General features: G+C 57.8%; 24 protein-coding genes and 1 pseudogene. 12 read left to right on the top strand and 13 right to left on the bottom strand.

The window, feature by feature from the left end:
* Positions 1 to 68: 68 nt before the first annotated feature.
* Entirely contained in the window at positions 69 to 1,400 is a 1,332-nt protein-coding gene (locus ACYZT6_RS15215) for an IS4 family transposase (RefSeq protein ID WP_462027613.1), read from the top strand.
* Positions 1,401 to 1,458: 58 nt separating this feature from the next.
* On the opposite strand, the gene ACYZT6_RS15210 is transcribed toward ACYZT6_RS15215, so the two are convergent.
* The 5 genes from ACYZT6_RS15210 to ACYZT6_RS15190 form a co-directional block, all read right to left on the bottom strand.
* Complete coding sequence (locus tag ACYZT6_RS15210) at positions 1,459 to 1,821, bottom strand: hypothetical protein (protein WP_462027612.1); 363 nt, start codon at positions 1,819 to 1,821, stop codon at positions 1,459 to 1,461.
* A 114-nt stretch (positions 1,822 to 1,935) separates the two neighbouring features.
* Positions 1,936 to 2,241 carry a panthothenate synthetase gene (locus ACYZT6_RS15205; RefSeq protein WP_462027611.1) on the bottom strand — a complete coding sequence of 102 codons (306 nt, stop codon included), beginning with the start codon at positions 2,239 to 2,241 and terminating at the stop codon, positions 1,936 to 1,938.
* Between the two features lie 232 nt (positions 2,242 to 2,473).
* Positions 2,474 to 2,611 carry a hypothetical protein gene (locus ACYZT6_RS15200; protein ID WP_462027610.1) on the bottom strand — a complete coding sequence of 46 codons (138 nt, stop codon included), beginning with the start codon at positions 2,609 to 2,611 and terminating at the stop codon, positions 2,474 to 2,476.
* 171 nt (positions 2,612 to 2,782) lie between these two features.
* Positions 2,783 to 3,055: a hypothetical protein gene (locus tag ACYZT6_RS15195; protein WP_462027609.1), complete on the bottom strand. Its 273-nt coding sequence runs from the start codon at positions 3,053 to 3,055 to the stop codon at positions 2,783 to 2,785.
* A 406-nt stretch (positions 3,056 to 3,461) separates the two neighbouring features.
* On the bottom strand, positions 3,462 to 3,905 hold the full coding sequence (locus ACYZT6_RS15190; protein ID WP_462029956.1) for a DUF6130 family protein: 444 nt from the start codon (positions 3,903 to 3,905) through the stop codon (positions 3,462 to 3,464).
* A 322-nt stretch (positions 3,906 to 4,227) separates the two neighbouring features.
* Between ACYZT6_RS15190 and ACYZT6_RS15185 the strand changes: the two genes are divergently transcribed.
* Entirely contained in the window at positions 4,228 to 4,503 is a 276-nt protein-coding gene (locus ACYZT6_RS15185; protein ID WP_462027608.1) for a hypothetical protein, read from the top strand.
* Positions 4,504 to 4,572: 69 nt separating this feature from the next.
* Here ACYZT6_RS15185 and ACYZT6_RS15180 read toward each other — a convergent pair whose 3' ends face one another.
* A complete protein-coding gene (locus ACYZT6_RS15180) occupies positions 4,573 to 5,001 on the bottom strand; it encodes a hypothetical protein (protein ID WP_462027607.1) in 429 nt (142 codons plus the stop codon).
* 36 nt (positions 5,002 to 5,037) lie between these two features.
* Positions 5,038 to 6,315 (bottom strand): flavohemoglobin expression-modulating QEGLA motif protein, encoded by a 1,278-nt coding sequence (locus ACYZT6_RS15175; RefSeq protein ID WP_462027606.1) that lies wholly within the window; start codon positions 6,313 to 6,315, stop codon positions 5,038 to 5,040.
* A gap of 175 nt (positions 6,316 to 6,490) precedes the next feature.
* Between ACYZT6_RS15175 and ACYZT6_RS15170 the strand changes: the two genes are divergently transcribed.
* On the top strand, positions 6,491 to 8,350 hold the full coding sequence (locus tag ACYZT6_RS15170) for an ABC transporter ATP-binding protein (protein ID WP_462027605.1): 1,860 nt from the start codon (positions 6,491 to 6,493) through the stop codon (positions 8,348 to 8,350).
* 279 nt (positions 8,351 to 8,629) lie between these two features.
* Here ACYZT6_RS15170 and ACYZT6_RS15165 read toward each other — a convergent pair.
* Positions 8,630 to 9,118, bottom strand: a pseudogene (locus ACYZT6_RS15165) (methyl-accepting chemotaxis protein); the annotation flags it as partial.
* Between the two features lie 4 nt (positions 9,119 to 9,122).
* Between ACYZT6_RS15165 and ACYZT6_RS15160 the strand changes: the two are divergent.
* Entirely contained in the window at positions 9,123 to 9,341 is a 219-nt protein-coding gene (locus ACYZT6_RS15160) for a hypothetical protein (RefSeq protein ID WP_462027604.1), read from the top strand.
* Positions 9,342 to 9,443: 102 nt separating this feature from the next.
* Here ACYZT6_RS15160 and ACYZT6_RS15155 read toward each other — a convergent pair whose 3' ends face one another.
* Together ACYZT6_RS15155 and ACYZT6_RS15150 are read right to left on the bottom strand one after the other, a co-directional pair.
* Positions 9,444 to 11,237, bottom strand: coding sequence for an alpha/beta fold hydrolase (locus ACYZT6_RS15155; RefSeq protein WP_462027603.1), 1,794 nt, complete (start codon positions 11,235 to 11,237; stop codon positions 9,444 to 9,446).
* A gap of 288 nt (positions 11,238 to 11,525) precedes the next feature.
* A complete protein-coding gene (locus tag ACYZT6_RS15150; RefSeq protein WP_462027602.1) occupies positions 11,526 to 12,014 on the bottom strand; it encodes a GNAT family N-acetyltransferase in 489 nt (162 codons plus the stop codon).
* 225 nt (positions 12,015 to 12,239) lie between these two features.
* On the opposite strand from ACYZT6_RS15150, the gene ACYZT6_RS15145 reads away from it, so the two are divergent.
* The 3 genes from ACYZT6_RS15145 to ACYZT6_RS15135 all read left to right on the top strand — a co-directional run bounded on the left by ACYZT6_RS15145 (position 12,240) and on the right by ACYZT6_RS15135 (position 15,854).
* Positions 12,240 to 13,598, top strand: a complete 1,359-nt coding sequence (locus ACYZT6_RS15145) for an MATE family efflux transporter (RefSeq protein WP_462027601.1) — start codon at positions 12,240 to 12,242, stop codon at positions 13,596 to 13,598.
* A gap of 625 nt (positions 13,599 to 14,223) precedes the next feature.
* Positions 14,224 to 14,871 carry a hypothetical protein gene (locus tag ACYZT6_RS15140; protein WP_462027600.1) on the top strand — a complete coding sequence of 216 codons (648 nt, stop codon included), beginning with the start codon at positions 14,224 to 14,226 and terminating at the stop codon, positions 14,869 to 14,871.
* Between the two features lie 302 nt (positions 14,872 to 15,173).
* On the top strand, positions 15,174 to 15,854 hold the full coding sequence (locus ACYZT6_RS15135) for a phosphoribosyltransferase (protein WP_462027599.1): 681 nt from the start codon (positions 15,174 to 15,176) through the stop codon (positions 15,852 to 15,854).
* An 83-nt stretch (positions 15,855 to 15,937) separates the two neighbouring features.
* On the opposite strand, the gene ACYZT6_RS15130 is transcribed toward ACYZT6_RS15135, so the two are convergent.
* The gene (locus ACYZT6_RS15130) at positions 15,938 to 16,684 is read right to left on the bottom strand and encodes an SDR family oxidoreductase (RefSeq protein ID WP_462027598.1); all 747 of its coding nucleotides are present in this window, start codon (positions 16,682 to 16,684) and stop codon (positions 15,938 to 15,940) included.
* A gap of 183 nt (positions 16,685 to 16,867) precedes the next feature.
* On the opposite strand from ACYZT6_RS15130, the gene ACYZT6_RS15125 reads away from it, so the two are divergent.
* Positions 16,868 to 17,437, top strand: coding sequence for a YceI family protein (locus ACYZT6_RS15125; protein ID WP_462027597.1), 570 nt, complete (start codon positions 16,868 to 16,870; stop codon positions 17,435 to 17,437).
* On the opposite strand, the gene ACYZT6_RS15120 is transcribed toward ACYZT6_RS15125, so the two are convergent.
* Positions 17,434 to 17,877 carry a hypothetical protein gene (locus ACYZT6_RS15120; RefSeq protein ID WP_462027596.1) on the bottom strand — a complete coding sequence of 148 codons (444 nt, stop codon included), beginning with the start codon at positions 17,875 to 17,877 and terminating at the stop codon, positions 17,434 to 17,436. The two genes, ACYZT6_RS15125 and ACYZT6_RS15120, sit on opposite strands and share 4 nt — an antisense overlap.
* 312 nt (positions 17,878 to 18,189) lie before the next feature.
* Between ACYZT6_RS15120 and ACYZT6_RS15115 the strand changes: the two genes are divergently transcribed.
* Entirely contained in the window at positions 18,190 to 19,317 is a 1,128-nt protein-coding gene (locus tag ACYZT6_RS15115) for a GGDEF domain-containing protein (protein ID WP_462029955.1), read from the top strand.
* A gap of 220 nt (positions 19,318 to 19,537) precedes the next feature.
* Here the strand turns inward: ACYZT6_RS15115 and ACYZT6_RS15110 are convergent, their stop codons facing one another.
* The gene (locus ACYZT6_RS15110; protein WP_461954560.1) at positions 19,538 to 19,978 is read right to left on the bottom strand and encodes a hotdog fold domain-containing protein; all 441 of its coding nucleotides are present in this window, start codon (positions 19,976 to 19,978) and stop codon (positions 19,538 to 19,540) included.
* A gap of 162 nt (positions 19,979 to 20,140) precedes the next feature.
* On the opposite strand from ACYZT6_RS15110, the gene ACYZT6_RS15105 reads away from it, so the two are divergent.
* The 3 genes from ACYZT6_RS15105 (at position 20,141) to mqo (ending at position 23,481) form a co-directional block, all read left to right on the top strand.
* The gene (locus ACYZT6_RS15105) at positions 20,141 to 20,776 is read left to right on the top strand and encodes a TetR/AcrR family transcriptional regulator (protein WP_462027595.1); all 636 of its coding nucleotides are present in this window, start codon (positions 20,141 to 20,143) and stop codon (positions 20,774 to 20,776) included.
* A 24-nt stretch (positions 20,777 to 20,800) separates the two neighbouring features.
* Entirely contained in the window at positions 20,801 to 21,511 is a 711-nt protein-coding gene (locus ACYZT6_RS15100; RefSeq protein ID WP_462027594.1) for a GNAT family N-acetyltransferase, read from the top strand.
* Between the two features lie 317 nt (positions 21,512 to 21,828).
* Positions 21,829 to 23,481: a malate dehydrogenase (quinone) gene (gene mqo, locus ACYZT6_RS15095; protein ID WP_462027593.1), complete on the top strand. Its 1,653-nt coding sequence runs from the start codon at positions 21,829 to 21,831 to the stop codon at positions 23,479 to 23,481.
* The last annotated feature ends 71 nt before the right edge of the window (positions 23,482 to 23,552 follow it).

Raw genomic sequence — 23,552 nt, 5'->3', positions numbered from 1 at the left:
TTAAGTATTTGAGTCCAAGCCGGGCTTATCCGAAAATCCGATGCCAGACCTCTGGCATCGGATTTTTTATGTCTGTTCAACAAGATCTGCTCGACCTCGGCGACCTTTTCAACTTCTGCGACCTGAGCACCTTCACCCAAAACATTCCCATCGAGTGGGTAGCGTCTGCGCTGGATCTTTCCAGTCAGGCGACCATTCGCCGACGTCGCCTGCCCGCTGACCAAGTGCTCTGGTTGGTACTCGGCATGGCCTTGTTTCGTGACGAGCCGGTTCATGAGGTGGCCAGACGATTGAACATCTGCGCTCAAGGCCTGGCCACCGACCACTTGTTGGCCCGCAGTGGTGTGACCGAGGCGCGCAAGCGACTCGGTGCCGATCCTGTTGAGTGGTTATTCCGCAAGACCGGGACCCAATGGGGCGCGGAGCGCTATGACGATGATACCTGGCATGATCTGCAGGTATTCGCGGTGGACGGTGCACTTTTGCGTACTCCGGATACGCCCGAGCTTCGAGATCACTTCGGGTCGGGAAACACTCCAAGCGACCGCCAGACGCCGTTTCCGATGCTGCGCTTGGTGGCCCTGATGAATGTGCGTTCGCACGTGATCATGGATGCTCAATTGAGCCCTTATCGACGCAGTGAAATGCGCTTGGCCGACGAATTTTTGCAGCAGATACCCGACCACTCGGTGACGCTGTTCGACAAAGGTTTTTGGGGTGCCGAGCTGCTGTCGAGCCTGAGCGGAGCAGGCATCAACCGTCATTGGTTGATCCCGGCAAAAAAGGGACTGGTCTGCGAGGAAGTGGCCCGTTACAGCCAGCACGACAGGTTAGTGCGTATGAAAGTCTCACCGCAGGCCAGAAAGCGAAACCCGGTTCTTCCAACGCACTGGGAAGTACGCGAAGTCAGTTATGAAATCAAAGGCAAGGTGAAGACCGTCATGACGTCGTTGCCGGCCAAGACCTACAACACTCAAGCCGTTGCCAAACTTTACCAAGAGCGTTGGGAAATCGAATTGGGCTTCAGGGACATCAAGAGTTCGATGCAACAGAACGCAATGACCTTGCGCAGCAAAAAAGTCGAGCTGATCTATCAGGAAGTGTGGGGGCTATTGCTGGCTTATAACGTGATTCGTCGAGAGGCCAGTCAGGCGGCGGTGGCGTTTGGCCGACCACCCTCGGACATCCGTTTCAAACCCGTTTGTCAGTACATCGCCGTGCAACTGATCGTGATGGCGGCGGCTAATCCGATTTCAGCCACAGGAAGACGCTTGGCTGAGTTGAGAGCAGGGATAGGAGGATTGTTTCTGGATCACCGCCCAAGGCCTTCGAGACCAAGGACGGTGAAAATTTCGAAAACCCGATTTCCAGTGGACCGTAAGGCTGCTCCGCTTAAGTGAACAGCATTAGGCTGATCAAGCCGGGCTTTTCGTTGAGTATCGCGGTGAAGCCATTCATTTATACAGCGCGGCTTTCGATCAGACGGTCGGAACCACCTTCAGCAACGCGGTTTTCGATCAGGCGATCCGAACCACCTTCAGCAACGCGGTTTTCGATCAGGCGGTCGGAACCACCTTCAGCGACGCGGTTTTCGATCAGACGGTCGGAACCACCTTCAGCGACGCGGTTTTCGATCAAACGGTCGGAACCACCTTCAGCGACACGGTTTTCGATCAGACGATCCGAACCACCCTCAGCCACACGACTTTCAATCAGACGATCCGAGCCGCCTTCAGCAACAACTGGGTGAGTAGAAGAAGCGGCGAAAGCGTTAACTGCAAAAACCGAGAAAGCGATGCTGAGAAGGAGTTGGCGTTTCATGATGGTGTGCTCCGGGGTGTAGTTGTTTGGTATGGAGCCGATCTTACGCCGCGGATTTTTTATGAGAACTTCATTGAGTCGATGGTGACTATCGATGGCGGCAATGGATGCGCCTTACGCCCAGGTCTGCCCGAGCCTTCCCAAATCGGCCTTTTGCAGATCCTCCGCGCTAAGCACAATTCGGAACTTGCAGTTGGCATTGAAGGTGAGAAAAAAGGGCTCGGCCAAAGCGGGGATGTCGGATGCCTCTTTCACGTCGACCAGAAAGATCCCGCCGCGCATGCCATCTTGCTCGGTAAAATACGCTGCCTCCGGCTTGATGCTCGCCAGAATGCGCTCAATCATTTCGCCCACCCTCCCGGTTTTGACAAGGGAGTTGAAGGGTTCATTAGGGCATTCGACCATCAGTAACATCTTCATCATTCAATCCTCTGCTCAACCTGCAACCCAACTCTATAGCCAGGACTTTGCGCCTGACGCCCGTGCCGCTGGCCTTCAATTCCACAGTCCTCGCAGCGCGTTCTATCAAGAATAGCGAAGCGTGTGCCGGCCCTCAGGCAGGGTTACCGGTGGTCATGAAGCCTCGCTTCGAGAGGTGAGAAGTCCTGAGGGTCGGCCTTGCTGCGCGGCTCGGGGACGAACCGCTCAACGCTCAATTCGACTGCTTAGGCGGGTAGTTGCCGCGCAAGCCCTCGGACTTGTTGCCGGTTTTGCTGGGCAGGTTTGACACGACCGGGCGGGATCTGGGTTGAGGGTTGGAGCGGCTGCGGGGTTGGGGTTGTTTGCTCATTGTGCGTCTCCTGATTTTTCAGTAATCGCGAAACGGCCTCCTGATAAAGCTTAGTTGCTTGGCGTAATCGGCTGCATGGTCTGGCGCTTGGGGAATATTCTGGGAGCGACCAAAAATGGGCAGTGACCAACCACAAATAAAACGGGCGCCTGACCAGGCGCCCGTTTTCATTTACTCCGCTGCCTGCGCCCGCAAACGCCGGCCGATTACATCCATCAAGTCACAGCCATCGCGCAACGGAATGGCCAGCAGTTTGGAAAAGTCCGTCAACACTACCGTGTCGCAACCGAGCTCGGCGCGGAAGGCGATGTTTTCCAACACCTGCGTTACTGTGCGGATGCGGTAGTCGGCCATGGATTGCAGGACGTCGAGTGGGGCTTGGGTGTCGATGAGCAGGGAGGCCGGGATCAGGTCGATTCCGGTGAGTGGCATGTATCTTTCCATAGATGAAACTCCGATCAAGGCAAAGGTTGACTGTCCCTCAATCGTCGCCAAACGAATGGGTGACAGCTGTACGCAGGTTGGCGAACCGGGATCGGAATACCGGCAGACCCGAAGGTCTCCCGCGCACAGCTGCCATAAAGACAACTTTGCGGGCATGCAGAAGCGCTTGCATTAAAGCACAGCGCTTTTGCATCCGATCGATCAGGTCGCCAAACCCGAGTCGCCATTGTGGGCGACGCAGCGGACTCTAAGCTTCATCGGAACGGTGGGCAAGGTGAGGGATTCCGAGAGTTATGTAGGAATTTTATGGTCGTCCTAGGACCTTTGCTCATCACGGCCAATCGAGCAAAGGTGAAAGCTTTATTTCAATAAGGGCGTCACCCAAATAAGCCAGCCACCCGTTAATTCATGGTTTCTTCTCCGGAACCACAAAACTCACCTCTGTACTGGTCAGAATCTTATGACTCGGATCAGCCACCTCAAGAAGCACCTTGTGAGCGCCTGGCGTCAGCCCAACCAAAATTATCGGATCTTCACTGGTGTGCGCCCATGTACCTTTCCAGTCGTCGACGGTCACGTGAAGGTGGCCGAGTCGTGGTGATACTTCAACGGCCGTTTTGCCAAAGACCGGCATGATCCGGGCGTGCTCGGTTCGATACTGGATGATGACAACTCCGCGGGCGAGCGGCGCGGCGAGTGGCGGGTAGGCAATGAGTTTTGGCCCCGTCTCGGACTCCAATGGGAGTATGGCCGGTGGGGAATGGGTGTCTGCTACCTCTTGACCCAACGCGGCTACGCAAAAGAAGGCACCCAAAGCAAGGGCGGATAGATTTCTGAGAGCGAGGGGCATGGCATTTTTCTCCCGCGTGATCTCATTCAAGGCTAGATCAAGCCGAGCCGTTGTCTATGCCAAAGCGGCCATGCTCTGCAAAATTGCCGAGTGGGGGAGGGACAGAAAATGGGTGCTGAATACGAGCCTTTTAATGACTTTGATCGGCCAAAGACAGCCCGCGGATCGAGCGACGCAAAATGAGAGCTAAGCTTCCTTCTATTGTCGGGCTTATTGAGCAGATGGCCATGGCGTATATCCGCGTTTAGCGGTCACCACGCGGTTACAACATTCTGCCGGATCTTGAGCGTCAGCCCTTCACCACAGCCTCGGAGGGGAGCCAATGAAACGTTTCGTCATGCTCATCGCGATCTCTTTGCTGACCACTGCTTGTCAGAGCACAAATGATAATGGCGTCACCCGACTGGACAATTGTGTCTGCTATAAATCGCCCGAGGCGCAACATTTGCAAGCATCGGAAATAGCTTGGAAAGACCCCGAAACGTTGCAGAAACAATTCTCACATTGCATTTGCCGAGCCTTGGTTGACCTGAAGAAGGTCGATGATCCCAGTAAACTTTTCGTACCTGGAACCGAGATAAGAACGGAGCTGAAATAAAACAAGTGGTGTGGTGTTTCCGATCACTGACTGAAGGTGGCGTGCGAAACAGGCCGGAGCTGTCCGGGCTCAACGTCCATATTCAACGTACGGGCCCAAGTCGAAACCTTGCGTATCCCAGTTGATTCGATAAATCACTTCTTTCCCTGACTTGATCTTGGCCGCCACGGTTTTGATCGCGGCACCCGCACATAATCCAGACTCGGCGAGCCCGGTGCCGAGATTCACTTCACCGGCAGGCAAAACGAAAGATGCCTTCTGACCGGGACCTATCTTGGCTGCGCGCTGACCATCAATGTAGAACACGGCGTCACATCCCGAACCGACAAACCCGTCATCACGGAGAACGGTAAGTCGTCCCGGATCTTCCGTACCTTGGCTTTTGAACGCGTACATCTCACTGGCCGGCACAGGCCGCGCTTCAGAAACCCGCATAGGTGATGTTGCGCACCCGCCCAAGGCCAGCAAGAGCGCTCCCGTTGCGATAATCCTTCGCATGATTTTTCTCTCCTGAAAAAGTGGCAGGCACCGTGATCACAGGGCGCTCGCATCGTTTTCGTGGTGATCTGCAAAGGCCATGAGCACCTCCAGATCGAGCACATCCAATTTTATCTGGGCGATAAAAGCGGAGAAGGCCAGGTTGGCGGCGAGTAGACGTAGATCGCAGGCCCAGGCCGGTAGATGGGTGGGTCCCTGGAGCCAGCCGGACTCGAATAGCGGAGCCAGGCGAACGGTATCCGCCAGGCTGAGGCGTCCCGCAAACAAATGCCCCACCAGTTCCGGTCGATTGTCGCGGATCGCGATGCGCAGCAGGGTATGGACACCCAGCAAACCCGTCAGGTAGGCGGCATCCTTGGTAAATGCCGAACCACCACGCAGGTCGGCGCCACGGAAGACCCGCTGGGTTGAGCGGAAGGACTCCTCTTGCGACTGGCCGGCGGCTAGAAAACCCTCGAATACCTGTATGAAATCGGCGCCGTCCAACGCTTGCTGGACCGCAAGAACGCGCAGGGCCAGGCGGCGCAATCGGCTGATGTCCATACTGCCAGTGAACAGTTCTGCCAGGGTGGCAATGCCTTCCTGAGTTTGAGTCGTGCGTGGCGCTCCCAAACCCAGGCTTTTGAGGTTGGGCTGGAGCGCGCCATTTTGTGCGGTAGCGACATGCACGAAGGCCTCATGTTGCAATAGCTGATTCTTGTCCAGCTCAGAGAACAGTGCGCCGCTACGCAGACGAATGCGGCTTGACCCGGCGATCGCCTTGGCAACAAGGGTCGGGTCGAGCACGACCGTGACCCGGCCCTCGCCGAAGAAACGGTCCAGTTCCGGCTGCATCCAGGCAGCGAAGGCCTCGGCCGGGATATCTGCCTGAGTCGGTGGAATCCGGGCACCCCCCAGCAGGGCGTCGGTGGTTGTGAGGAAGAAACGGGCCGCGTCCAGCATGCTGAGTTTCTGGCCCGGATAATAGAAATCCGGGCGCCGGTACAACGCGGATGAATATTGAGTGAAGGCGGGAGTGCCAATCGCACCGAGCATACGTCCAGCCGTGGCATAGCTGCGCGCTGTCATGGCGAGGTAGTTCCCGGCTGGATGCCCCTGATCGCAACGCCCGATAAAAGCTTCCAGCGCGGCGATGTCGGCGCTGTGCTCGCGCGGGTGCTGCTCGACTTGAGGCAACGCTGCTTTGCCTGCGCGCCAATGCGCCAGGAAGACTTCCTCGACACCATCCGGCCAGGACAGGGCATCCAGTACGCGAATCTTGCGAGCCAGACCGGGTAGAGCGGCATCCAGTTCAGACAGGGGGGCGCTGCTCATGAAGTCTCCCTTGAAAGACGAGGTTCCTTCGAAAAAGCTTAGCCGTTGCAACGCATTGCGTTGTAACCGGTCAAGGGACTTATGCTGTTCAGCGCCAGACCTCAACTTCGCAAAACCCTCAAAGCAACCGATCAATGGCAGAATCCCCCTCAACTTGATCGTTTTGGAGACCACCATGCTTCGTGCGTTTGAACGAAGACTCGACCCCTTTCCTCCTGACGAGGTACCACCGCCACCCGCTGGCCTGGCTCGCTTCCTGTGGGCCTGTACCCGGGGCGCCCGCGGTTACATCCTTGCGCTTGCGCTGCTCAGTGCCGGTGTGTCGATTTACGAAGCCTGGCTGTTTTCCTTCCTCGGGCAGGTCGTGGACCTGCTCTCGACCTGGCAGGCAGGCGGTGAAGCGGCGGCGCAGGAAAGTCGCGTGTTGTGGGGCATGGGCATCGTCATGGTGGCCAGTGTCGGACTGGTGGCGCTGCGTACCATGGTGCAGCACCAGATATTGGCGATTAACTTGCCGTTGCGGCTGCGCTGGGACTTCCATCGCCTGATGCTGCGGCAAAGCCTTTCGTTTTTTTCCGATGAGTTCTCCGGCCGAGTCACTACCAAGGTGATGCAGACTGCGCTAGCGGTGCGCGACGTGTTATTCACCCTTATCGAGATCGCACCCGGGATCGGGGTTTATTTCATTGCGATCATCGCACTGGCCGGCGGCTTCGCTCTGAAACTGATGCTGCCTTTCGTTGCCTGGATCGTGTTGTTCGGTCTGGCCATGCTGTACTTCGTACCCCGCCTGGGGAAAGTCGGGCAGGAACAGGCCAATGCGCGGTCGATGATGACCGGGCGTATCTCAGACGCATACACCAACATCACGACGGTGAAGCTGTTCTCCCACTCCAATCGTGAAGCGCACTTCGCGCGTGCAGCGATGGAGGATTTCAAGCAAACCGGCTTCCGCCAGATGCGCCTGGTCAGCCAGTTCGAGATCGTCAACCAGGCATTGGTCGTGGCGTTGATCATGGCTGCAGGTGGTTATGCCCTGTGGCTATGGCACCAGGGTCAGGTCGGCGCGGGTGCCGTAGCGGCAATCACCGCCATGGCGTTGCGTATCAATGGCATGTCGCACTGGATCATGTGGCAAATGACCTCGCTGTTCGAGAGCATCGGCACCGTGCAGGATGGCATGGCGACGCTGACACAGGGCGCCAAGGTGCAGGACGCGCCGGATGCGGCCAAGCTTGTGACCTCCGGCGGCGCGGTCATCTTCGATAAGGTGAGCTTCAACTACAATGGCGAACGCCAGGTGCTCGATGGCCTGAGCCTGAGCATCCGCGCTGGCGAAAAAATCGGCCTGGTTGGCCGCTCTGGCGCCGGAAAATCCACGCTGATCAACTTGCTGCTGCGCTTCTATGACGTCGACAGCGGAGAGATTCGCATCGACGGCCAAAACATCGCCCACGTGACGCAAGACAGCCTGCGCGGCTCCATCGGCATGGTCACGCAGGATACTTCCCTGTTGCACCGTTCCATTCGCGACAACATCGCCTACGGCCGTCCCGATGCGACCGACGCGCAAATCCGCAACGCCGCGGCCAATGCCCAGGCCGACGGGTTCATCAGCCAACTGAGCGACCGGCAAGGCCATACCGGCTACGACACCCTTGTGGGTGAGCGCGGCATCAAGCTGTCGGGCGGCCAGCGCCAACGCGTCGCGATTGCCCGTGTGATGCTCAAGAACGCCCCGATCCTGCTGCTTGACGAGGCCACCAGCGCGCTGGACTCGGAAGTCGAAGTCGCCATTCAGGAAAGCCTTGATGAAATGATGCAGGGCAAGACCGTGATCGCGATAGCCCATCGGCTGTCCACGATTGCGGCCATGGACCGGCTCATCGTCATGGATGACGGGCGCATCATCGAACAGGGTACTCACACCGAATTGCTTGGGAAGAACGGCGTCTATGCGCGGCTGTGGCACCATCAAAGCGGCGGGTTCCTGGGTGAGGATCAGGGAGTGGTCGAGGCTATGGATCAGGTGTGAGGGTGTAGGGTGCGCAGCCGGAGTCGGGTGCACGAAAATATCAGCCTGGATCAAAGCCATGTTTTTAGGTGGCGCGTACTCCGGGACTTTAGAGGTGCGAATTTATCTGCATAGTTTTTTGGCTGTGCCGACTGGCCGCTTCTGGCCGATGTCTGCTATTGGAAGGAGGCTGCAATCGATCCGGAGCGACAACGGAGGCGATTGATACCGCCACTTCTATCTTGAGCGGGCCAAAACGGCCGGCGCTTAGCCAGCCATATAGGTTGCGATCGACTCGGGTTAAACCACAAATCTCGAGACCAGACCATTGAGTGAAACGGCCAGCCGCGAAAGTTCCTGGCTTGCAGCGCTGGTTTGTGTCGCGCCGGCAGCGGTCTGCGAAGCCAGTTCGCGGATATTGATGAGGTTGCCATCCACTTCCCGGGCTACTTGCGCTTGCTGCTCGGCCGCACTGGCGATCACCAGGTTGCGTTCATTGATCTGCGCGAACGAGCAGGCAATCTGATCGAGGGCTTGACCCGCTGCCTGTGCCACTTCCAGGGTGTCGTGCGCGCGGGTGTTACTTCCTTGCATCGCATTGACGGCCTGCACGGCCCCTTGTTCGATGGCCATGACCAACTGCTCGATTTCCTGGGTCGAGCGCTGGGTACGATGCGCAAGGCTGCGCACTTCATCGGCGACTACGGCAAAACCGCGACCTGCCTCACCCACCCTGGCCGCTTCGATGGCCGCGTTGAGTGCCAGCAGATTGGTTTGCTCGGCAACCGTGTGAATGACATCGACCCACCTGGCTGATGTCCCGGACCCGGCCTGCCAGATTTTCTACTTCACCAGCCGTTGCAGTGACGCCGCTGGCCAGTTCGCCGATAGCGTCAACCGTGCGCAGCACCTGCTGCCGGCCAAGCTGCGCGGTCAAGTCCGACGCCCGTGTGGCATCGGCCGTGGAACTTGCGTTGCGGGTCAAGGCTCTGCGCCACTGACATTGCGATGACCAAGGTCATGCGTGATCGGCGCCGCTCGGTCGATCCTCACCTGTGCAAAGCGCTGAAACCCACGGGTGGCGTGGGGTCAGCTCGAGGAAAAGATGGCAGCCTCAACGCTCCATGACATAGGTACCAGGTGCGGGGCACAGGGGCGGGTACTTGCGCGAGCCGAGCTTCTTCGGCGGCGGCAGGCTGTCGCCCGAGCGCTGCCCGATCCATTCACGCCAATGCGGCCACCAGCTGCCTTGCTGGCGCTCCCCGGCGTCCTGCAGCCAGGCTTGCGGGGTCTCGGCGGCGGCAGGCGCCGCGTAGTAGAACGACTTGGGGTTGCCCGGCGGGTTCACCAGGCTCTGTAGGTGACCAGCGTTGGACAGTACGTATGTTGTGTCCTCGCCAAACAACCGCGCGGTGCCGTAGCAGCCCTGCCAAGGTGTGATGTGGTCGGTGGTACCGCCAACCACATAGGCTCCCACCTTTACCTGGGTCATGTCGATCGACTCGCCGGCAATATCCAGGGACCCCGGGTTGCTGTAGGGATTCTGCTGGACCAGGTCGAGGTAGTCCGAGTGCAGTTGGGCGGGTAGCCGCGTGGTGTCATTGTTCCAGGCCAGGATGTCGAAGGCTGGCGGCTTATTGCCCAGCAGATAATTGTTGACCCAGTAGTTCCAGATCAGGTCGTTGGGCCGCATCCAGGCGAACATGCGGGCCATACCCTGGCCACTCAGCACCCCTTTGCGCCGGGAACTGGCCTTGGCCGCGCGCAGGACGGACGGGGTGGCGAACAGCCCCAAGGTGGTGTCGTCCAGTGCCGAAGGCATGTCGAGCACACACACGGCCCAGCTGGTATTGGCTACCTTGTGGCCTTCGCCGCGAGCCGCCAGCCAGCCCAGATAGGCCGCCAGGGTGATGCCGCCCGAACAAGAGCCCCACATGTTCACATCCTGGCTACCGGTGATCCTGCGCGCCACGTCCACAGCTTGGTCGAGGCACAGCGTGTAATCGGACAAACCCCAGTCGCGGTGCTCGCTGGTGGGATTGCGCCAGCTGATGACGAAGAGGGTGACGCCGCTGTCCTGGATCCACTTGATCAAGCTTTTCTCTGGCGACAGGTCGATGGCGTAGTACTTGTTGATTTGCGGCGGGGACATCACCAAGGGCCGTGCATAGACCTGTTCGGTACTGGGGGCGAACTGCAGCAGTTCGAACATCTCGTTGCGAAACACCACTTCACCTTTGGCCGTGGCGATGTTTTCCCCAACCTTGAACGGCGTGCTGTCGACCTGTCTCGGTAGCCCACGGTTGGTCAGCATATCCTCGCCGAATTGGCGGATGCCCCTGGCCAGGCTCATGCCCCCGGTGTCCACCAGCTTTCGCAGCGCCGCCGGATTGGTCAGCGGCGAGTTGCTCGGCGCCATTGCATCGGCCAGGAGCGCTGCTACGAACCGGGCCCGGCTCTTTTCCAGTGGGGCAAGGTCGGTGGATTCGATGAAGCGGGTCATCTCACTTTGGCCGGCCAGGTAGCTCTGCAGTAGTGCGCGCAGGAAGGCATTGGATTGCCAGGCCGGATCGGTGAAGCGCTTGTCCTTCGGGTTCGGCGCGATGCTGGACTTGCCGCCGACGATATCCCGCAACTCCTTCAGGTAGCCCCCCAGATGAGCGCCCGCTTTGAGCGGCGACTTGCCCACGGCCTTGAGCAGGTAGCCGGCCGAGCTGGCCAGGTCCGCCGCGCGCACGCTGACGAGCGGATGGCCTGCAAGGGGCTGGTTGGCAGTTAAACCGATCAGCTCATTTTGCTGGTTGCTGTCCGGGAGATCGGCATCCTCGCGAGGGCGACGCTTTCTGCCGGTCGCCGGGGGACGCTGGGTGTGGGTTGCGGTATCGCTCGTTCGGGTGGATCTGCTCATGGAGGCTCTCGTGTTTTCGGGCGCTGTGTTGTTTTGCACCTACTCTAGGCAGCAGCGGCGTCGGCCATCTTGCATCGCACGACAGCGAATTTTCATTTCATGACAAGCAATTCGCGGGCGATGAACTGAACGGGTGTCCTGTACGTTTCAGCAGGCAGTTTCGAGCAAATGCTTCTGGCTTATTGCCGTCCGTGACGGAGGACAACTAACTACCCAAAGCGGTCATTCATGATCGGCAGGAAATGGTCGATTGCTGCCTGTCATCCAAGGTAGCAATCGACGCTGTATTCAATCTGTCGAGTTTCTGCTGCGCGTCATGTGTATGAGGGCCGATCGGCCGTTTCCCAAAGAAGGTCGCTCCTCGATGGCATAAGGTACAAACCCAAGCTTGGGGTAGAGCAGCAGCCCTGCCGTGTTTTCGTTAAAACAGGAAATCTGCACCTCGTTGGCTCCGTAACGATCGAATGCCAAGCCGGTCATCGTCTCTACGAAAAACGTGGCCACACCCTCGCCCCGAGCGCTTGGCGAGACGATGACATTGCCGATACAGCAAACGCCATTGCGTTCAGCTCGATAGAAATTGGCAAACCCGACGACAGTCCCGTTGATCTCCACGACGGTAGAGTCGAAGCGTTGAGAGATCGCGGTATTCAACTGCCTTTCCGTAAGCGGAAAGTGCGCCTTTGGAAACATGAAAAACAACTCTTGAGCGTTCTGAGGAAAGCCGCAGATCAATTTCACGTCGCTAGCCTTCACTGGCCTGTGGTTCAGTTTCATTGCTCGTCTCTAAGCTCCATGAGTCAGTATTTTAGCGGCCAGCTCAGGGTGATGGAAAGCAATGGCATGTCTGCAAATGGCTGATGGCTGCCCCTGGTGATAGGCAGCTTTTGGCCGAAAGCTAACATCGTCCATACTCTCTAAATCTTGGAAATCGGAGCGCGTTGGCGTCAGCTCCCTAGCGTAGAATTGCAAACCGCCAGCCCCACCCGAGACGGACCCTCAATGCAAATCCCCACAACCAATCACCCCCTCTGGAAAACCTACCTCCTTTTCCTCGCCCCCATGGTTCTCTCCAATTTCCTCCAATCCATGTCGGGCACCATCAACAGCATCTACATCGGCCAAATGCTCGGCACCCAAGCCCTGGCCGCCGTCTCCGGCATGTTTCCCATAGTCTTCTTCTTTATCGCCCTGGTCATCGGCCTCGGCGCAGGCGCGGGCGTGCTCATCGGCCAAGCCTGGGGCGCACGTGAACCGCATCTGGTGAAAACCATCGCCGGCACAACTTTGCTCTTGGGTGCAATGATCGGCCTGACAGCCGCGGTGCTAGGCAGCGTTTTCGCAAGACCCGCGCTGCAAGGCCTTGGCACGCCGGCCGACGTCCTCGACGACGCGGTGTCCTACGCCCACGTCATGATGTGGATCATGCCTTCGCTGCTGGTCTATGTGCTTTTCACCCAACTGCTGCGCGGGGTGAGCGATACGGTGTCGCCGCTGATCGCGTTGCTGGTGTCGACGTGTATCGGGTTGGCGCTGACGCCGGCGTTGATCAGGGGTTGGTTCGGGTTGCCGATGATGGGGATTCAGAGTGCGGCGTATGCCGGGTTGGCGGGTAACTTGTCGGCGATGGGGTGGCTGGCGTGGCGGTTGATTAGCAAGGGGCATCCGTTGGCGCCGGATCGGGAGATGTTTGCGGCGATGCGTTTGGACCTGGTGATTCTCGGCAAGGTGTTGCGCATCGGGTTGCCAACCGGGTTGCAGATGGTGGTGTTGTCGGTGTCGGAACTGGTGATTCTGGTGCTGGTGAATCAGCACGGTTCGCAGGCGACGGCGGCGTATGGGGCGGTGACGCAGATCGTCAATTACGTGCAGTTCCCGGCGCTGTCGATTGCGATCACCGCATCGATTTTGGGTGCTCAGGCGATCGGGGCAGGGCGCCTTGAGCGCATGGCGCCGATCCTGCGCACGGGGCTGTTGATCAATGTGTGCCTGACCGGTGGTTTAGTGGTGTTGGGTTATCTGTTGTCGCACTGGTTGCTGGGGTTGTTCCTCACGGATGATTCCACCCGGGCGATGGCGGAGCATCTGTTGCACATCATGCTCTGGAGTCTGTTGGTGTTTGGCTTCCAGGCGATTGTCGGCGGCATCATGCGCGCCAGTGGTTCCGTGCTGGTGCCGATGGCGATTTCGATTTTTTGCGTGGTCGGGGTGCAGTTGCCGGTGGCGTATGTGCTGGATGCGCGGTTCGGGTTGCAGGGTGTGTGGATGGCGTTTCCGGTGGCGTATCTGGGGATGCTGATGTTGCAAACGGCGTATTACAAACTGGTCTGGCAACATCAGAAGATTGAGCGGTTGGTGTAGGGTAGCGACCACAGCGATCTGTCCCTGATCGATGCCCGGACCTGCGACGCAAGTTCCGCCAGTAATTAGGTCTTCATCTTCCTTGGCGAGTGGAATGGTAAAAGTATGACTGTTTCAGTGGGGGCAGGTCCTAAATGCGAGCAGCTCGTTATTGCACTTTTCGTAAGTAACCTAACAACTAATGGATCCAATAAACAATATTGGAAACCCCTGTAATTCACCAGCCCAGTTGTCATGGGGCTGACAGAGAAGTTGATACGTTAGTACCGGCGTATGGGACGTTCACAATAACCACCGTTTGTCGGTGGTCTGCTCAAAAAATGAACATTCCGGGCTCGCAGGCCTCTGATCCTGCAGCACGTCACCCAAGACCTGCTCCTGCAGCCGCAGAAAAGAAGTGGAAAATAAACCTCATGGGCATTGAATGCCAATGGGGATTTTTTTACCTGAAATTCAGGAGGCAATAAATAGCCGGTCAATGGTTCGCCAGGCGAATCAATGGGCTACGCAGTGCCAAGTCTATGAGTTGGCATATCTTATAAAAGTAAGATCGCGCAGGGTTTTGAAAAGTTTAATACCCTGTTTAATACCGATCTGTACTATCGAATAAGGTGGAGAAAGTACCGTGGCGATAAATACAATTATGAGCCTGCTCGAAAATAAAGAATGCATGGAATTTTTGCGATTGGGCGTTATTTACGTTCATTTGGTAGCGTGTTGTGTAGCCATCGGCTTGGTATTGACCAGTGACATGGCGATGGTTAGAGACCTGTTAAAACGAAAAACATTTACTGAGCATGATAATGCTCATCTGGAAAGTCTTCAGAAGTCTGTCATCGCTGCATTGATAGCGTTGTGGGTGACGGGTGCGGCAATCATCGGTATTGATTACCTGGAAAAAGGTATGAATTACTTTATGAATCCAAAGCTTCACGCCAAAGTGATTATTGTCGTGTTGCTGAGTTACAACGGGATCTTGTTGCATCGCCTGGTATTGCCCGCACTGCAAAAGGCGGGCTCCTTGCTCAATCTCGGGTTCAGCGCACGGATGATGGCGCTGTTCTGCGGCTCGCTGTCGGCCGTGTCCTGGATGTATGCGGCCATGCTGGGGGTCGGGCGCCCGTTGGCCTGGAAATACTCTCTCTCCGAACTGTTGATGGCGTATCCGCTCCTGATTGCACTGGGTTTCCTTACGATGCTGGCATTGACTCAGCGTCTGAAAATACAGGACTCCATCGTTATTTCTCCGCGGACAGTAGCGAGCGCACGGTAGTCCGGTTCACTGGGTAAAACTTGCGGGCTTGTACTGAGCCTGACAGGCGCGACCTTCTTTGTGCAGGTGATCATAAAAGCCTGCATCAGGGAGGTCGCTTTGTTTTAAGTCAGAGGGCCGAGTGCTTCCAGGCATTAAACACTTCTGTGAAAAGCCCAGTATGAGTTCGCGCTGACGCCGACGATGCGACCTGCGGGCGGGTATATCATGGCCAAACTTGATGCAAGCCTCTGTCAGACCGACAATCCTGAGTGACCATCTGACGCGAACCGACAGGCGTGATCGCCTGAGGAGGTTTTCCAATGAGTCTCTCATCGCCCACCATTCTGCAAGATCGGGCCGCGGCCGGTCGGCGTCTGGTGGAACCGTTACTCAAATACGCTCATCGCCCCGACATCGTCGTCCTCGCCTTGCCCCGTGGCGGTGTACCGGTGGCCTATGAAGTGGCCACTGCCCTAAAAGTTCGCCTCGACCTGATGCTGGTCCGCAAGCTCGGGGTTCCGTCCCATGAAGAGTTCGCGATGGGCGCGATTGCCAGCGGCGGCATCCAAATCCTCAACGAACACGCACTGCGGGTTCACCCGATTGATCAGGCCACGTTCGAAGCCGTGGTTGCCCGGGAAACCCGGGAGCTGTTGCGGCGTGAGCAGGCTTACCGGGGAGCGCGGGCGTCGGTGCAGCTCAAGGATCAGGTGGTGATTCTGATCGACGACGGCCTGGCGACAGGCGCCTCGATGATGGCCGCGGTCCACGCGGTGCGGGTGCATGCGCCGGCTCGCATTGTCGTCGCTGTGCCGGTGGCGCCAATCGAGACGGCGGAGGCGCTGCGCAGTGAAGTGGATGAGCTGATTTGCCCGTTGATGCCGGAGTGGCTGATGTCGATCGGCCGTTGGTACATGGATTTTTCCCAGACCTCGGATGCGGAGGTGATCAGGCTGTTGCAGCGGGCCTGGCTGAGAGAGTCCAGCTCCGCTCAACGGTAAGCGGGCGGGGTAATTCCGATTGTCTTCAGTGCGTCGCTGCTTGCCTGCCCATCCGAAATCACAATTGGACTGGGCTTTGTCGTCTAGTGGGTCTCAAGCCAGTCCTGAAACCGCGTCGCACCGACAATGGGATTGGCGCCCGGTGTCAGCGACTGGTCATCGATCGGCGCACCGAAGTAAGGAACCGTGTCGTCCGCGACGGTCTGGCGCGGATCCTTGGTGTGCTTCAGGTAATCGCTCGCGAACTCGATGAGGGGGCGGTTTTCAGGGCCGGCCACCTCGACGGTCTGATTGATCGGCGCTTTCAGCGCGATGTCCGTCAATGCCGCCGCCACATCGGCCGAGGCCACCGGTTGCAATGCGGCGGACGTCAAGTGAATGGTCTCGCCTTCCTCGCGCCCGGAGTGAGCAATGGCATGGATAAACTCAAAGAACTGCGTGGCCCGCAGAATCGTGTAGGGAATGCCCGACTTCTTGATGAGTTTTTCCTGGGCCATTTTCGCCCGGAAGTAACCACTGTCGAGCATCCGCTCAGTGCCGACGACCGACAGGGCAATATGGTGTTTGACGCCGTCGATCTTCTCCGCCGCGATCAGGTTGTGCCCGGCGGTTTCGAAGAAGTGCAACGCCGCGTGGTCCTCGAAAGAGGGCGAGTTCGCCACGTCGACCACCACGTCCGCACCTTTTAACGCCTCCGTCAGCCCTTCACCGCTGATGACGTTGACGCCGGTGCTCGGTGACGCCGCCAGGGCTTCATGCCCCAGGTCCTGCAGGTTCTGGCAGAGTTTGCTGCCGATCAGCCCAGTGCCACCGATGACGACGATTTTCATGTCCTGTCTCCCGATGCGGTGAGTGCTTCCGTCATTAAACACCTGTGCGGGTGGCGGTATCGGGCGCTGGATCGCGTTGGCCGACAAATGGTCGGAAGTCTCGATGCCAAGTGGAATAAACGACGGTTCTTTGCTTTAGTCCACCTATCGCTGGCACTGCGAGTGCCACGACCGGAGCGCCCCATGAATGCTCGATCCCCGTCGTATTCCGTACTGGCCGTTGCGCTTGCCTTTGGCTTTCTCCCCTGCGCCAAAGCGGCCGAATACACGCAAGTGAATGAAACCGCGAGCACAATCTCCTTCATCTACAAACAGTTCAGCTCGCGGGTGTACGGCACGTTTGGCAAGTTCAAGGCCACGCTTGATTTCGACACGGCCAACCCCACAGCGGGCCATGCTGCGCTCACCATTCAGCTCGACAGCATCGATGCCGGCAGTCAAGACGCGAACACTGAGCTGCAAAAGCCTGCCTGGTTCTACGCGCAGAAGTACCCCGAGGCGACGTTTGAATCGACCGGCGTGAAAGCGCTGGGTGACCACCGCTACACAATCACCGGCAAACTCACGCTCAGAGGCGTCACCCGTGAGGTGGCCGTTCCGGTGCTCCTGAAAGAAGAGAACGCCATCGGGATCTTCGATGGCCAGTTAACGCTCAAGCGTAGCGACTTCAAGGTCGGTGAGGGGGAGTGGGCCGATAGCGTGGTTTCCGACGTCATCAATATCCGGTTCCGGATGGTTGCGCCGCAGCACTAGCGACAGGCATCAGCCACGGCCTTCTCGGCACGTTCAATTTCCTGCTTGATGTCAGTGGTGATGCGTTGTTCCTTGTGTCTCTGTTCGAGGAATATCTGACTCCCCTGGTTTTTCAACTCTGCGTCGGACGCGGCGTCCTGCGCCTGCAACTCGGCAGCGTGGGCGTCAATGACGGCTTCAACCTCGGCATCATTCTTCGCGGTATCCAGGGCGGAGACCAATTTGTCGACTTCCGCTTTCTCGGCATCGGCGTAAGCATCGACGGACAGCCCGGCAGCCATCGCTCGTGCGCGAATTTGCAGGGTTTCCATATGCTGATGTGCTGTCTTGCACACTGCATCCTGCCGTGCGCTCTCAACCGCTTTCCATTCAATAAACCCATACGTCGTCACACTGATCACGGCCAGGGTGATGATGGCGCTAAATAATTGGGCTCTCACATTGCACAACCTCAACAGTCAGGGGGACGGTATTGGGTGATGATCGCCGGATTCCGTTCGAGGCCTAAAAAGCGTAGCAGGGCGGGTTGCAGGTTGACGGCGCAATGTCATTTGGCTTGATCACTACAAGGCATGGGGAGCGCACTTGTGTGCTATTACTTTTCTGACGATTGTCACTGGGGCTTTCAAGTAGAAGCATGGACGCATAAGTGTGAATTAGCGCGTACCCATGAGTTTTAATTGTCTGTTTGCCTGAGTGGCAAGGTGCCACAATCGCTTTTTTTGTCGCAGCATCATGATCAGGCGGATCAAATGGGTGGCCCAGGATTTCGGCACGACCAGAATACTTTCATCGCCGCGCAGGTGCGCAGTGATCGATTGCATCAGCTATTCCACCAGTCATTCCCTGCTATTTTCGGCAGTTTCCTGGCCGCGCTCATGCTATGCGGCCTATGCTGGGAGCGTTTTGATCACGCCGTCATTTTTTGGTGGATTGGCCTGCTGACCGCCTCGTCGTTGCTGCGCATCCTGATGTTCGTTGCCTGGTTTCGCTGCCCGGAAAATGAACGCACCCCGCAACGCTGGGAGAAGAGATACTGGTTCACGCTGGTGTTCTCCGCCAGTGTTTGGGGGGCGGGCGCTCTAGCGGTCATGCCCGCAAACGACCTGTTGTCACAGGCGTTGGTCATGCTCTTCGCCGTCGGCATGTCGGTCAGCGCTGTGTCGTGTTACTCGTCCTATCGATACATGACGTTGGCGTCGATTGGCCTGGTCTTGTTGCCGTGTACCCTCTGGCTGCTGTTTCAACCGACAGCGATGCAAGTCGGCATGGCGCTGGCCGTACTTGTGTTCGCCTCGTTCGTGGCCAGCGCGACACGCAAACTGTCCGAAGCCTTGGAAACCGCGTTCCAGTTAACCCGTGAAATGGAACGCGCCCATCGGATCGCCACGTATGCCGCACAAACCGACGAACTCACCGGCCTGAAAAACCGCCGCGCTTTTTTCGAGCACGCCCAGCAATTGTTCCATGACTGCAAAAACAACCGGTTACCCCTGTGCGCGGTGATGCTGGACATGGATCACTTCAAGCACATCAATGACACCTACGGTCATCAGGTCGGCGATCAGGTTTTGCGGCAAATGGGCGTGATCATTAATCGGTCCTTCCGCGATACCGATGTCTTCGGCAGGCTCGGTGGCGAAGAGTTCGCGATCCTGCTTCCGAATACGTCGATTGAAATCGCCCTTAACATCGCCGACCAACTTATCCAGTCTATTGGTGGATTGATGACCGGGCCGGTTCACCGCATATCGGCGAGTCTGGGTGTTGCGGCGTTGGAGATCGGCGACAACGATCTGCAGAGTTTGCTGAATAACGCGGATAAAGCGCTGTATCGAGCCAAGGCGCGTGGGCGTAATCAGGTAGCGGTTTCGGAGTAACGGGGGGCATCAAGCCGGATACGTCAGTTATGACATGGGTCAACTGGATCGAGGCCAGTTACGGATAACGCGATTTTGTAGCAGCTGGCGCAGCCTGCGTTCGGCTGCGCAGCAGTCGTAAACCCTACTCGCGCGGTCTGTCTGATATACCGCGTGTTCTGATTTTACGACTGCTGCGCAGCCGAACGCAGGCTGCGCCAGCTGCTACAGGGTGCGGTGTTTAAGCGAGCTTCACGTTCATGGTGATCCGCGCAGTGAACACTTTCTTGCCTTCGGCATCATGAATATCCACCGGCACTATCTTGTCGCCCTCCGTCAGCCAATCCACCGCCTCACCATCGGCCACTGCCGTCACATCTGTCTTGGCCTTGGCCAGGTACTCGACCGTCATCCCTTTTGGAATCCAGCGCGCACCCGCGGGAATGGACACGTCGGTCATCGTCCCGGCAGCCAGTTCGGCGGCGTTGCACATCGCAATCGCGTGAACCGAGCCCAAGTGGTTGGTGATCTCCTTGCTGAACGGCACCTGCACCGTGGCATGGCCCGGACGCAACGCCGAGATCAGCGGGTTGATGGTGCTGAAGTAGGGCGCCACCTGACAGGCCATTTTGCTGAACGCTTCCGGGCCGGCGCTATTAAACATGCTGAGAAACTGACTCATTTTGAAGCCTCGCTGAGGGGGGGGTTACAGAATTATGTTCCGTACCAGAATAATGTTCTGTTACGGAACAGTATTCTGTTGCGGTGAAATCTGTCAACCTAGCGCAGCTTTCTCATCGGCAGCCGACTGCCTTGTCATTGATTTTCTTGGTCTGTGTCCAGCATGGAAACGTCAGATTTACTCGAGCGCAGTTACCCCGGCAGAAGAGCCGAACTCAAGCGCGACATCTTCAGAAGAGCTCTGGCCCTGTTCAACGAACAAGGGCTCGAAGCCACGACCATCGAAATGATCCGCGCCGAATGCGATACCAGCGTGGGCGCGATCTACCATCATTTCGGCAACAAGGAAGGCCTGGTGGCCGCGCTGTTTTTCACCGCGCTGGACGATCAGGCACTGCTTCGCGACAGCTATCTCGCCGAGGCACAGACGACCGAAGAGGGCGTGCACGCGCTGGTCCACAGCTACGTCGATTGGGTGGACAGCCAACCCGAGTGGGCGCGGTTTCAGTACCACGCGCGATTCGCCGTCACCAAAGGGCCGCTCAAGGATGAACTGGCCGCCCGTAACAAAACCCGTAATCAGAAGCTCGGACAATGGCTGGCAGAACCCGGCCGAAGGAATGAGCTGGGAGCGTTTCCTGCCGAACTGCTGCCGTCGCTGATCATCGGCCAGGCCGACAGTTACTGCCGGGCATGGTTGTCGGGGAGGGTGGCTGGCAGTCCGAAGGACTACAGGAAATTGCTGGCAGAAGCGGCGTGGCGGTCAATCTGTGACAATAGTCCCGCCGAAACCCAGTAAAGCTATCCCGGAGTCAGAATTTCAATGCCGCAACTCACCCACTTCGTAGCCCCGTGCCCGGAGCACATCAACAGCCAGATCCTGCAGATGGTCGTCGACAACCTGACCGACATCAGCATGGTCGGCATCGCGCCGAGCAACCCGCTGTACAACGTCTATCAGTACGCGGTCGGCTACGAAGTGCACCTGTACCTGGAAGCCCTCGGCGGGACCAAGGGCATTGCGGTCGAGTTGCTCGTCGCCACCGACGATGAAGATCCTGAGAAGGTCATCGGCTTTCTGCTGTACCTGCCGGTCAAGGATGATCCCGAAGCGTGTGGCGTGGCCTACATGGCCGTCGACGCGGGTCATCGTCGTCGAGGCGTCGCACGGGCCATGTTGCAAGACATGACCAGCCGCTACCCGCACGCCGAACTGACCTGCACCGTCGCCAAGGTGCCGTGGTTCGAGTCGATGGGTTTTCAGGTACTCGGCGTGCGCGGCACGCAGGTGCTGATGAACACCCGCGACCACGGCAGTGAAGGCTTGATGGGACTGCTGGATGTCACATTTATCTACAGTTCTTTAGAGGTCCGGCAGATACATACCTACTTGCTGCAAAAACACGGAAAGCGCGCAATGGTCGATGCTGAAAAACAGCGCGACCGGCATTTGGACCAAATGACCCACAACGCCAAGGTGTTTGTGCTGAATCGGTTGGGCCCGAGCGCGGCGAACGAGCCCCGTCTGGACTAGACTCATAAGTCCTTTCGGAAGCGCGCGGTCATCGAGCCGTGATATTCTGCGCCCCAACTTGGTTTGACCTATTCAGTTTGCCCGTCCCTGAGACGTGCCAGCAGGATCAATGTCGCTCAAGTAGCTGAAGCCAATAATGATAAAAAGTCAGTTCAGTAGGGACATATAACTGAGGTCGATGCAGACAGTCGGCCTTGTGTGCCCACCCTTCGATTCTTGTATACGAGCACCCACGACGTCCTGCCTGAATGTCGTGAACCAGTGGCTCCGTGAATGAGGATGGAAGGGCGGATGGCGTTTTATCATAGGTGCTACAGATGTTTAAGAAAATGAACACGGCCCTGCTGGGGCTGGCTTTGTCGATGGGGATCACGTCCGTTCACGCGGAAGAGGCAAAGAAAGTTGATGTACTGCTGATTGGCGGCGGCATCATGAGTGCGACCCTGGGTGTCTGGCTCAATGAGCTGGAACCCGGCACTTCGATGGAAATGATCGAGCGCCTCGACGGCGTCGCCCTGGAAAGCTCCAACGGCTGGAACAACGCCGGTACCGGTCACTCCGCCCTGGCCGAGTTGAACTACACCCCGGAAGACGACAAGGGCAACGTACAGATCCCGAAAGCCGTTGAAATCAACGAAGCCTTTCAGATCTCCCGTCAGTTCTGGGCCTGGCAGGTTCAGCAAGGCGTGCTGAAAAACCCGCGTTCGTTCATCAACTCCACACCGCACATGAGCTTTGTGTGGGGCGATGACAACATCAAGTTCCTGAAGAAGCGCTACGAAGCCCTGCAAGCGAGCCCGTTGTTCGCCGGCATGCAGTACTCCGAAGACCCGGCTGTGATCAAGAAGTGGGTTCCGCTGATGATGGAAGGGTGCGACCCGAACCAGAAAATCGCGGCCACCTGGAGCCCGATCGGCACCGACGTCAACTTCGGCGAGATTACCCGCCAGTTCGTTGCGCACCTGCAAACCACACCGAAGTTCGACTTGAAACTGTCTAGCGAAGTGCAAGACATCACCAAGAACGAAGACGGCACCTGGCGCGTCAGCTACAAAAACCTGAAAGACGGCAGCAAATCCGAAACCGACGCCAAGTTCGTGTTCATCGGCGCGGGCGGCGGTGCACTGCACCTGCTGCAGAAGTCCGGCATTCCTGAAGCCCAGGAATACGCAGGCTTCCCGGTGGGCGGCTCGTTCCTCGTGACCGAAAACCCTACCATCGCCGAGCAACACCTGGCCAAGGCCTACGGCAAAGCCTCCGTTGGCGCACCGCCAATGTCGGTTCCACACCTGGACACCCGAGTCCTGGACGGCAAGCGCGTCATTCTGTTTGGCCCATTCGCGACCTTCAGCACCAAGTTCCTCAAAGAAGGCTCGTACCTGGACCTGCTGACCACCACCACCACGCACAACGTGTGGCCAATGACCAAAGTCGGCATCAAGGAATACCCGCTGGTCGAGTACCTCGCCGGCCAACTGATGCTGTCTGACGAAGACCGCCTCAACGCCCTGAAAGAATACTTCCCGAACGCCAAAGCCGAAGACTGGCGCCTGTGGCAAGCCGGCCAACGCGTGCAAATCATCAAGCGCGATGAAGCGGCGGGTGGCGTGCTGAAGTTGGGTACTGAAATCGTTTCTTCCGCTGACGGCTCGATCGCTGGCCTGCTGGGCGCTTCGCCGGGCGCATCGACTGCTGCACCGATCATGCTGACCGTGCTGCAGAAAGTGTTCAAGGACAAGGTCGCTTCGCCAGCCTGGCAGGAGAAGCTGCACCAGATCGTGCCGAGCTATGGCACTCAGTTGAATGGCAGCCCTGAGAAGGTCGCGCAGGAGTGGGCTTACACCGCGAAGGTGCTGCAACTGACTCCGCCGCCGGTGATTGGTCAGGTGGTAGCTCCTGCTGCTGCTCCGGCTGACGCTGATAAAGCAAAGGCTCCGAAGGCTAATGCTGCTAGTGATATGGCTTTGTAAGTAGAAGCGTTAATCAGAAAAGCCCACTGGACCGGGGACGGTCAGTGGGCTTTTTTGTGGGGAGTCGTTTT

It is taken from the genome of Pseudomonas sp. RT6P73, from assembly GCF_054897715.1.
Note: the sequence above shows the minus strand (reverse complement) of the source record. Positions and strands in the feature narration are given on the sequence as shown.

Excerpts from the sequence above, each read along its gene's own strand:
- ACYZT6_RS15155 (WP_462027603.1), bottom strand. The coding sequence starts at position 11,237 with ATGAGCAGATCCACCCGAACGAGCGATACCGCAACCCACACCCAGCGT.
- ACYZT6_RS15195 (WP_462027609.1), bottom strand. The coding sequence starts at position 3,055 with ATGGAAAGATACATGCCACTCACCGGAATCGACCTGATCCCGGCCTCC.
- ACYZT6_RS15160 (WP_462027604.1), top strand. The coding sequence starts at position 9,123 with ATGACATCGACCCACCTGGCTGATGTCCCGGACCCGGCCTGCCAGATT.
- ACYZT6_RS15170 (WP_462027605.1), top strand. The coding sequence starts at position 6,491 with ATGCTTCGTGCGTTTGAACGAAGACTCGACCCCTTTCCTCCTGACGAG.
- ACYZT6_RS15145 (WP_462027601.1), top strand. The coding sequence starts at position 12,240 with ATGCAAATCCCCACAACCAATCACCCCCTCTGGAAAACCTACCTCCTT.
- ACYZT6_RS15190 (WP_462029956.1), bottom strand. The coding sequence starts at position 3,905 with ATGCCCCTCGCTCTCAGAAATCTATCCGCCCTTGCTTTGGGTGCCTTC.
- ACYZT6_RS15115 (WP_462029955.1), top strand. The coding sequence starts at position 18,190 with ATGGGTGGCCCAGGATTTCGGCACGACCAGAATACTTTCATCGCCGCG.
- ACYZT6_RS15135 (WP_462027599.1), top strand. The coding sequence starts at position 15,174 with ATGAGTCTCTCATCGCCCACCATTCTGCAAGATCGGGCCGCGGCCGGT.
- ACYZT6_RS15105 (WP_462027595.1), top strand. The coding sequence starts at position 20,141 with ATGGAAACGTCAGATTTACTCGAGCGCAGTTACCCCGGCAGAAGAGCC.
- ACYZT6_RS15110 (WP_461954560.1), bottom strand. The coding sequence starts at position 19,978 with ATGAGTCAGTTTCTCAGCATGTTTAATAGCGCCGGCCCGGAAGCGTTC.
- ACYZT6_RS15215 (WP_462027613.1), top strand. The coding sequence starts at position 69 with ATGTCTGTTCAACAAGATCTGCTCGACCTCGGCGACCTTTTCAACTTC.
- ACYZT6_RS15175 (WP_462027606.1), bottom strand. The coding sequence starts at position 6,315 with ATGAGCAGCGCCCCCCTGTCTGAACTGGATGCCGCTCTACCCGGTCTG.
- ACYZT6_RS15125 (WP_462027597.1), top strand. The coding sequence starts at position 16,868 with ATGAATGCTCGATCCCCGTCGTATTCCGTACTGGCCGTTGCGCTTGCC.
- ACYZT6_RS15100 (WP_462027594.1), top strand. The coding sequence starts at position 20,801 with ATGCCGCAACTCACCCACTTCGTAGCCCCGTGCCCGGAGCACATCAAC.
- ACYZT6_RS15180 (WP_462027607.1), bottom strand. The coding sequence starts at position 5,001 with ATGCGAAGGATTATCGCAACGGGAGCGCTCTTGCTGGCCTTGGGCGGG.
- mqo (WP_462027593.1), top strand. The coding sequence starts at position 21,829 with ATGTTTAAGAAAATGAACACGGCCCTGCTGGGGCTGGCTTTGTCGATG.
- ACYZT6_RS15130 (WP_462027598.1), bottom strand. The coding sequence starts at position 16,684 with ATGAAAATCGTCGTCATCGGTGGCACTGGGCTGATCGGCAGCAAACTC.
- ACYZT6_RS15185 (WP_462027608.1), top strand. The coding sequence starts at position 4,228 with ATGAAACGTTTCGTCATGCTCATCGCGATCTCTTTGCTGACCACTGCT.
- ACYZT6_RS15150 (WP_462027602.1), bottom strand. The coding sequence starts at position 12,014 with ATGAAACTGAACCACAGGCCAGTGAAGGCTAGCGACGTGAAATTGATC.
- ACYZT6_RS15200 (WP_462027610.1), bottom strand. The coding sequence starts at position 2,611 with ATGAGCAAACAACCCCAACCCCGCAGCCGCTCCAACCCTCAACCCAGA.
- ACYZT6_RS15210 (WP_462027612.1), bottom strand. The coding sequence starts at position 1,821 with ATGAAACGCCAACTCCTTCTCAGCATCGCTTTCTCGGTTTTTGCAGTT.
- ACYZT6_RS15205 (WP_462027611.1), bottom strand. The coding sequence starts at position 2,241 with ATGAAGATGTTACTGATGGTCGAATGCCCTAATGAACCCTTCAACTCC.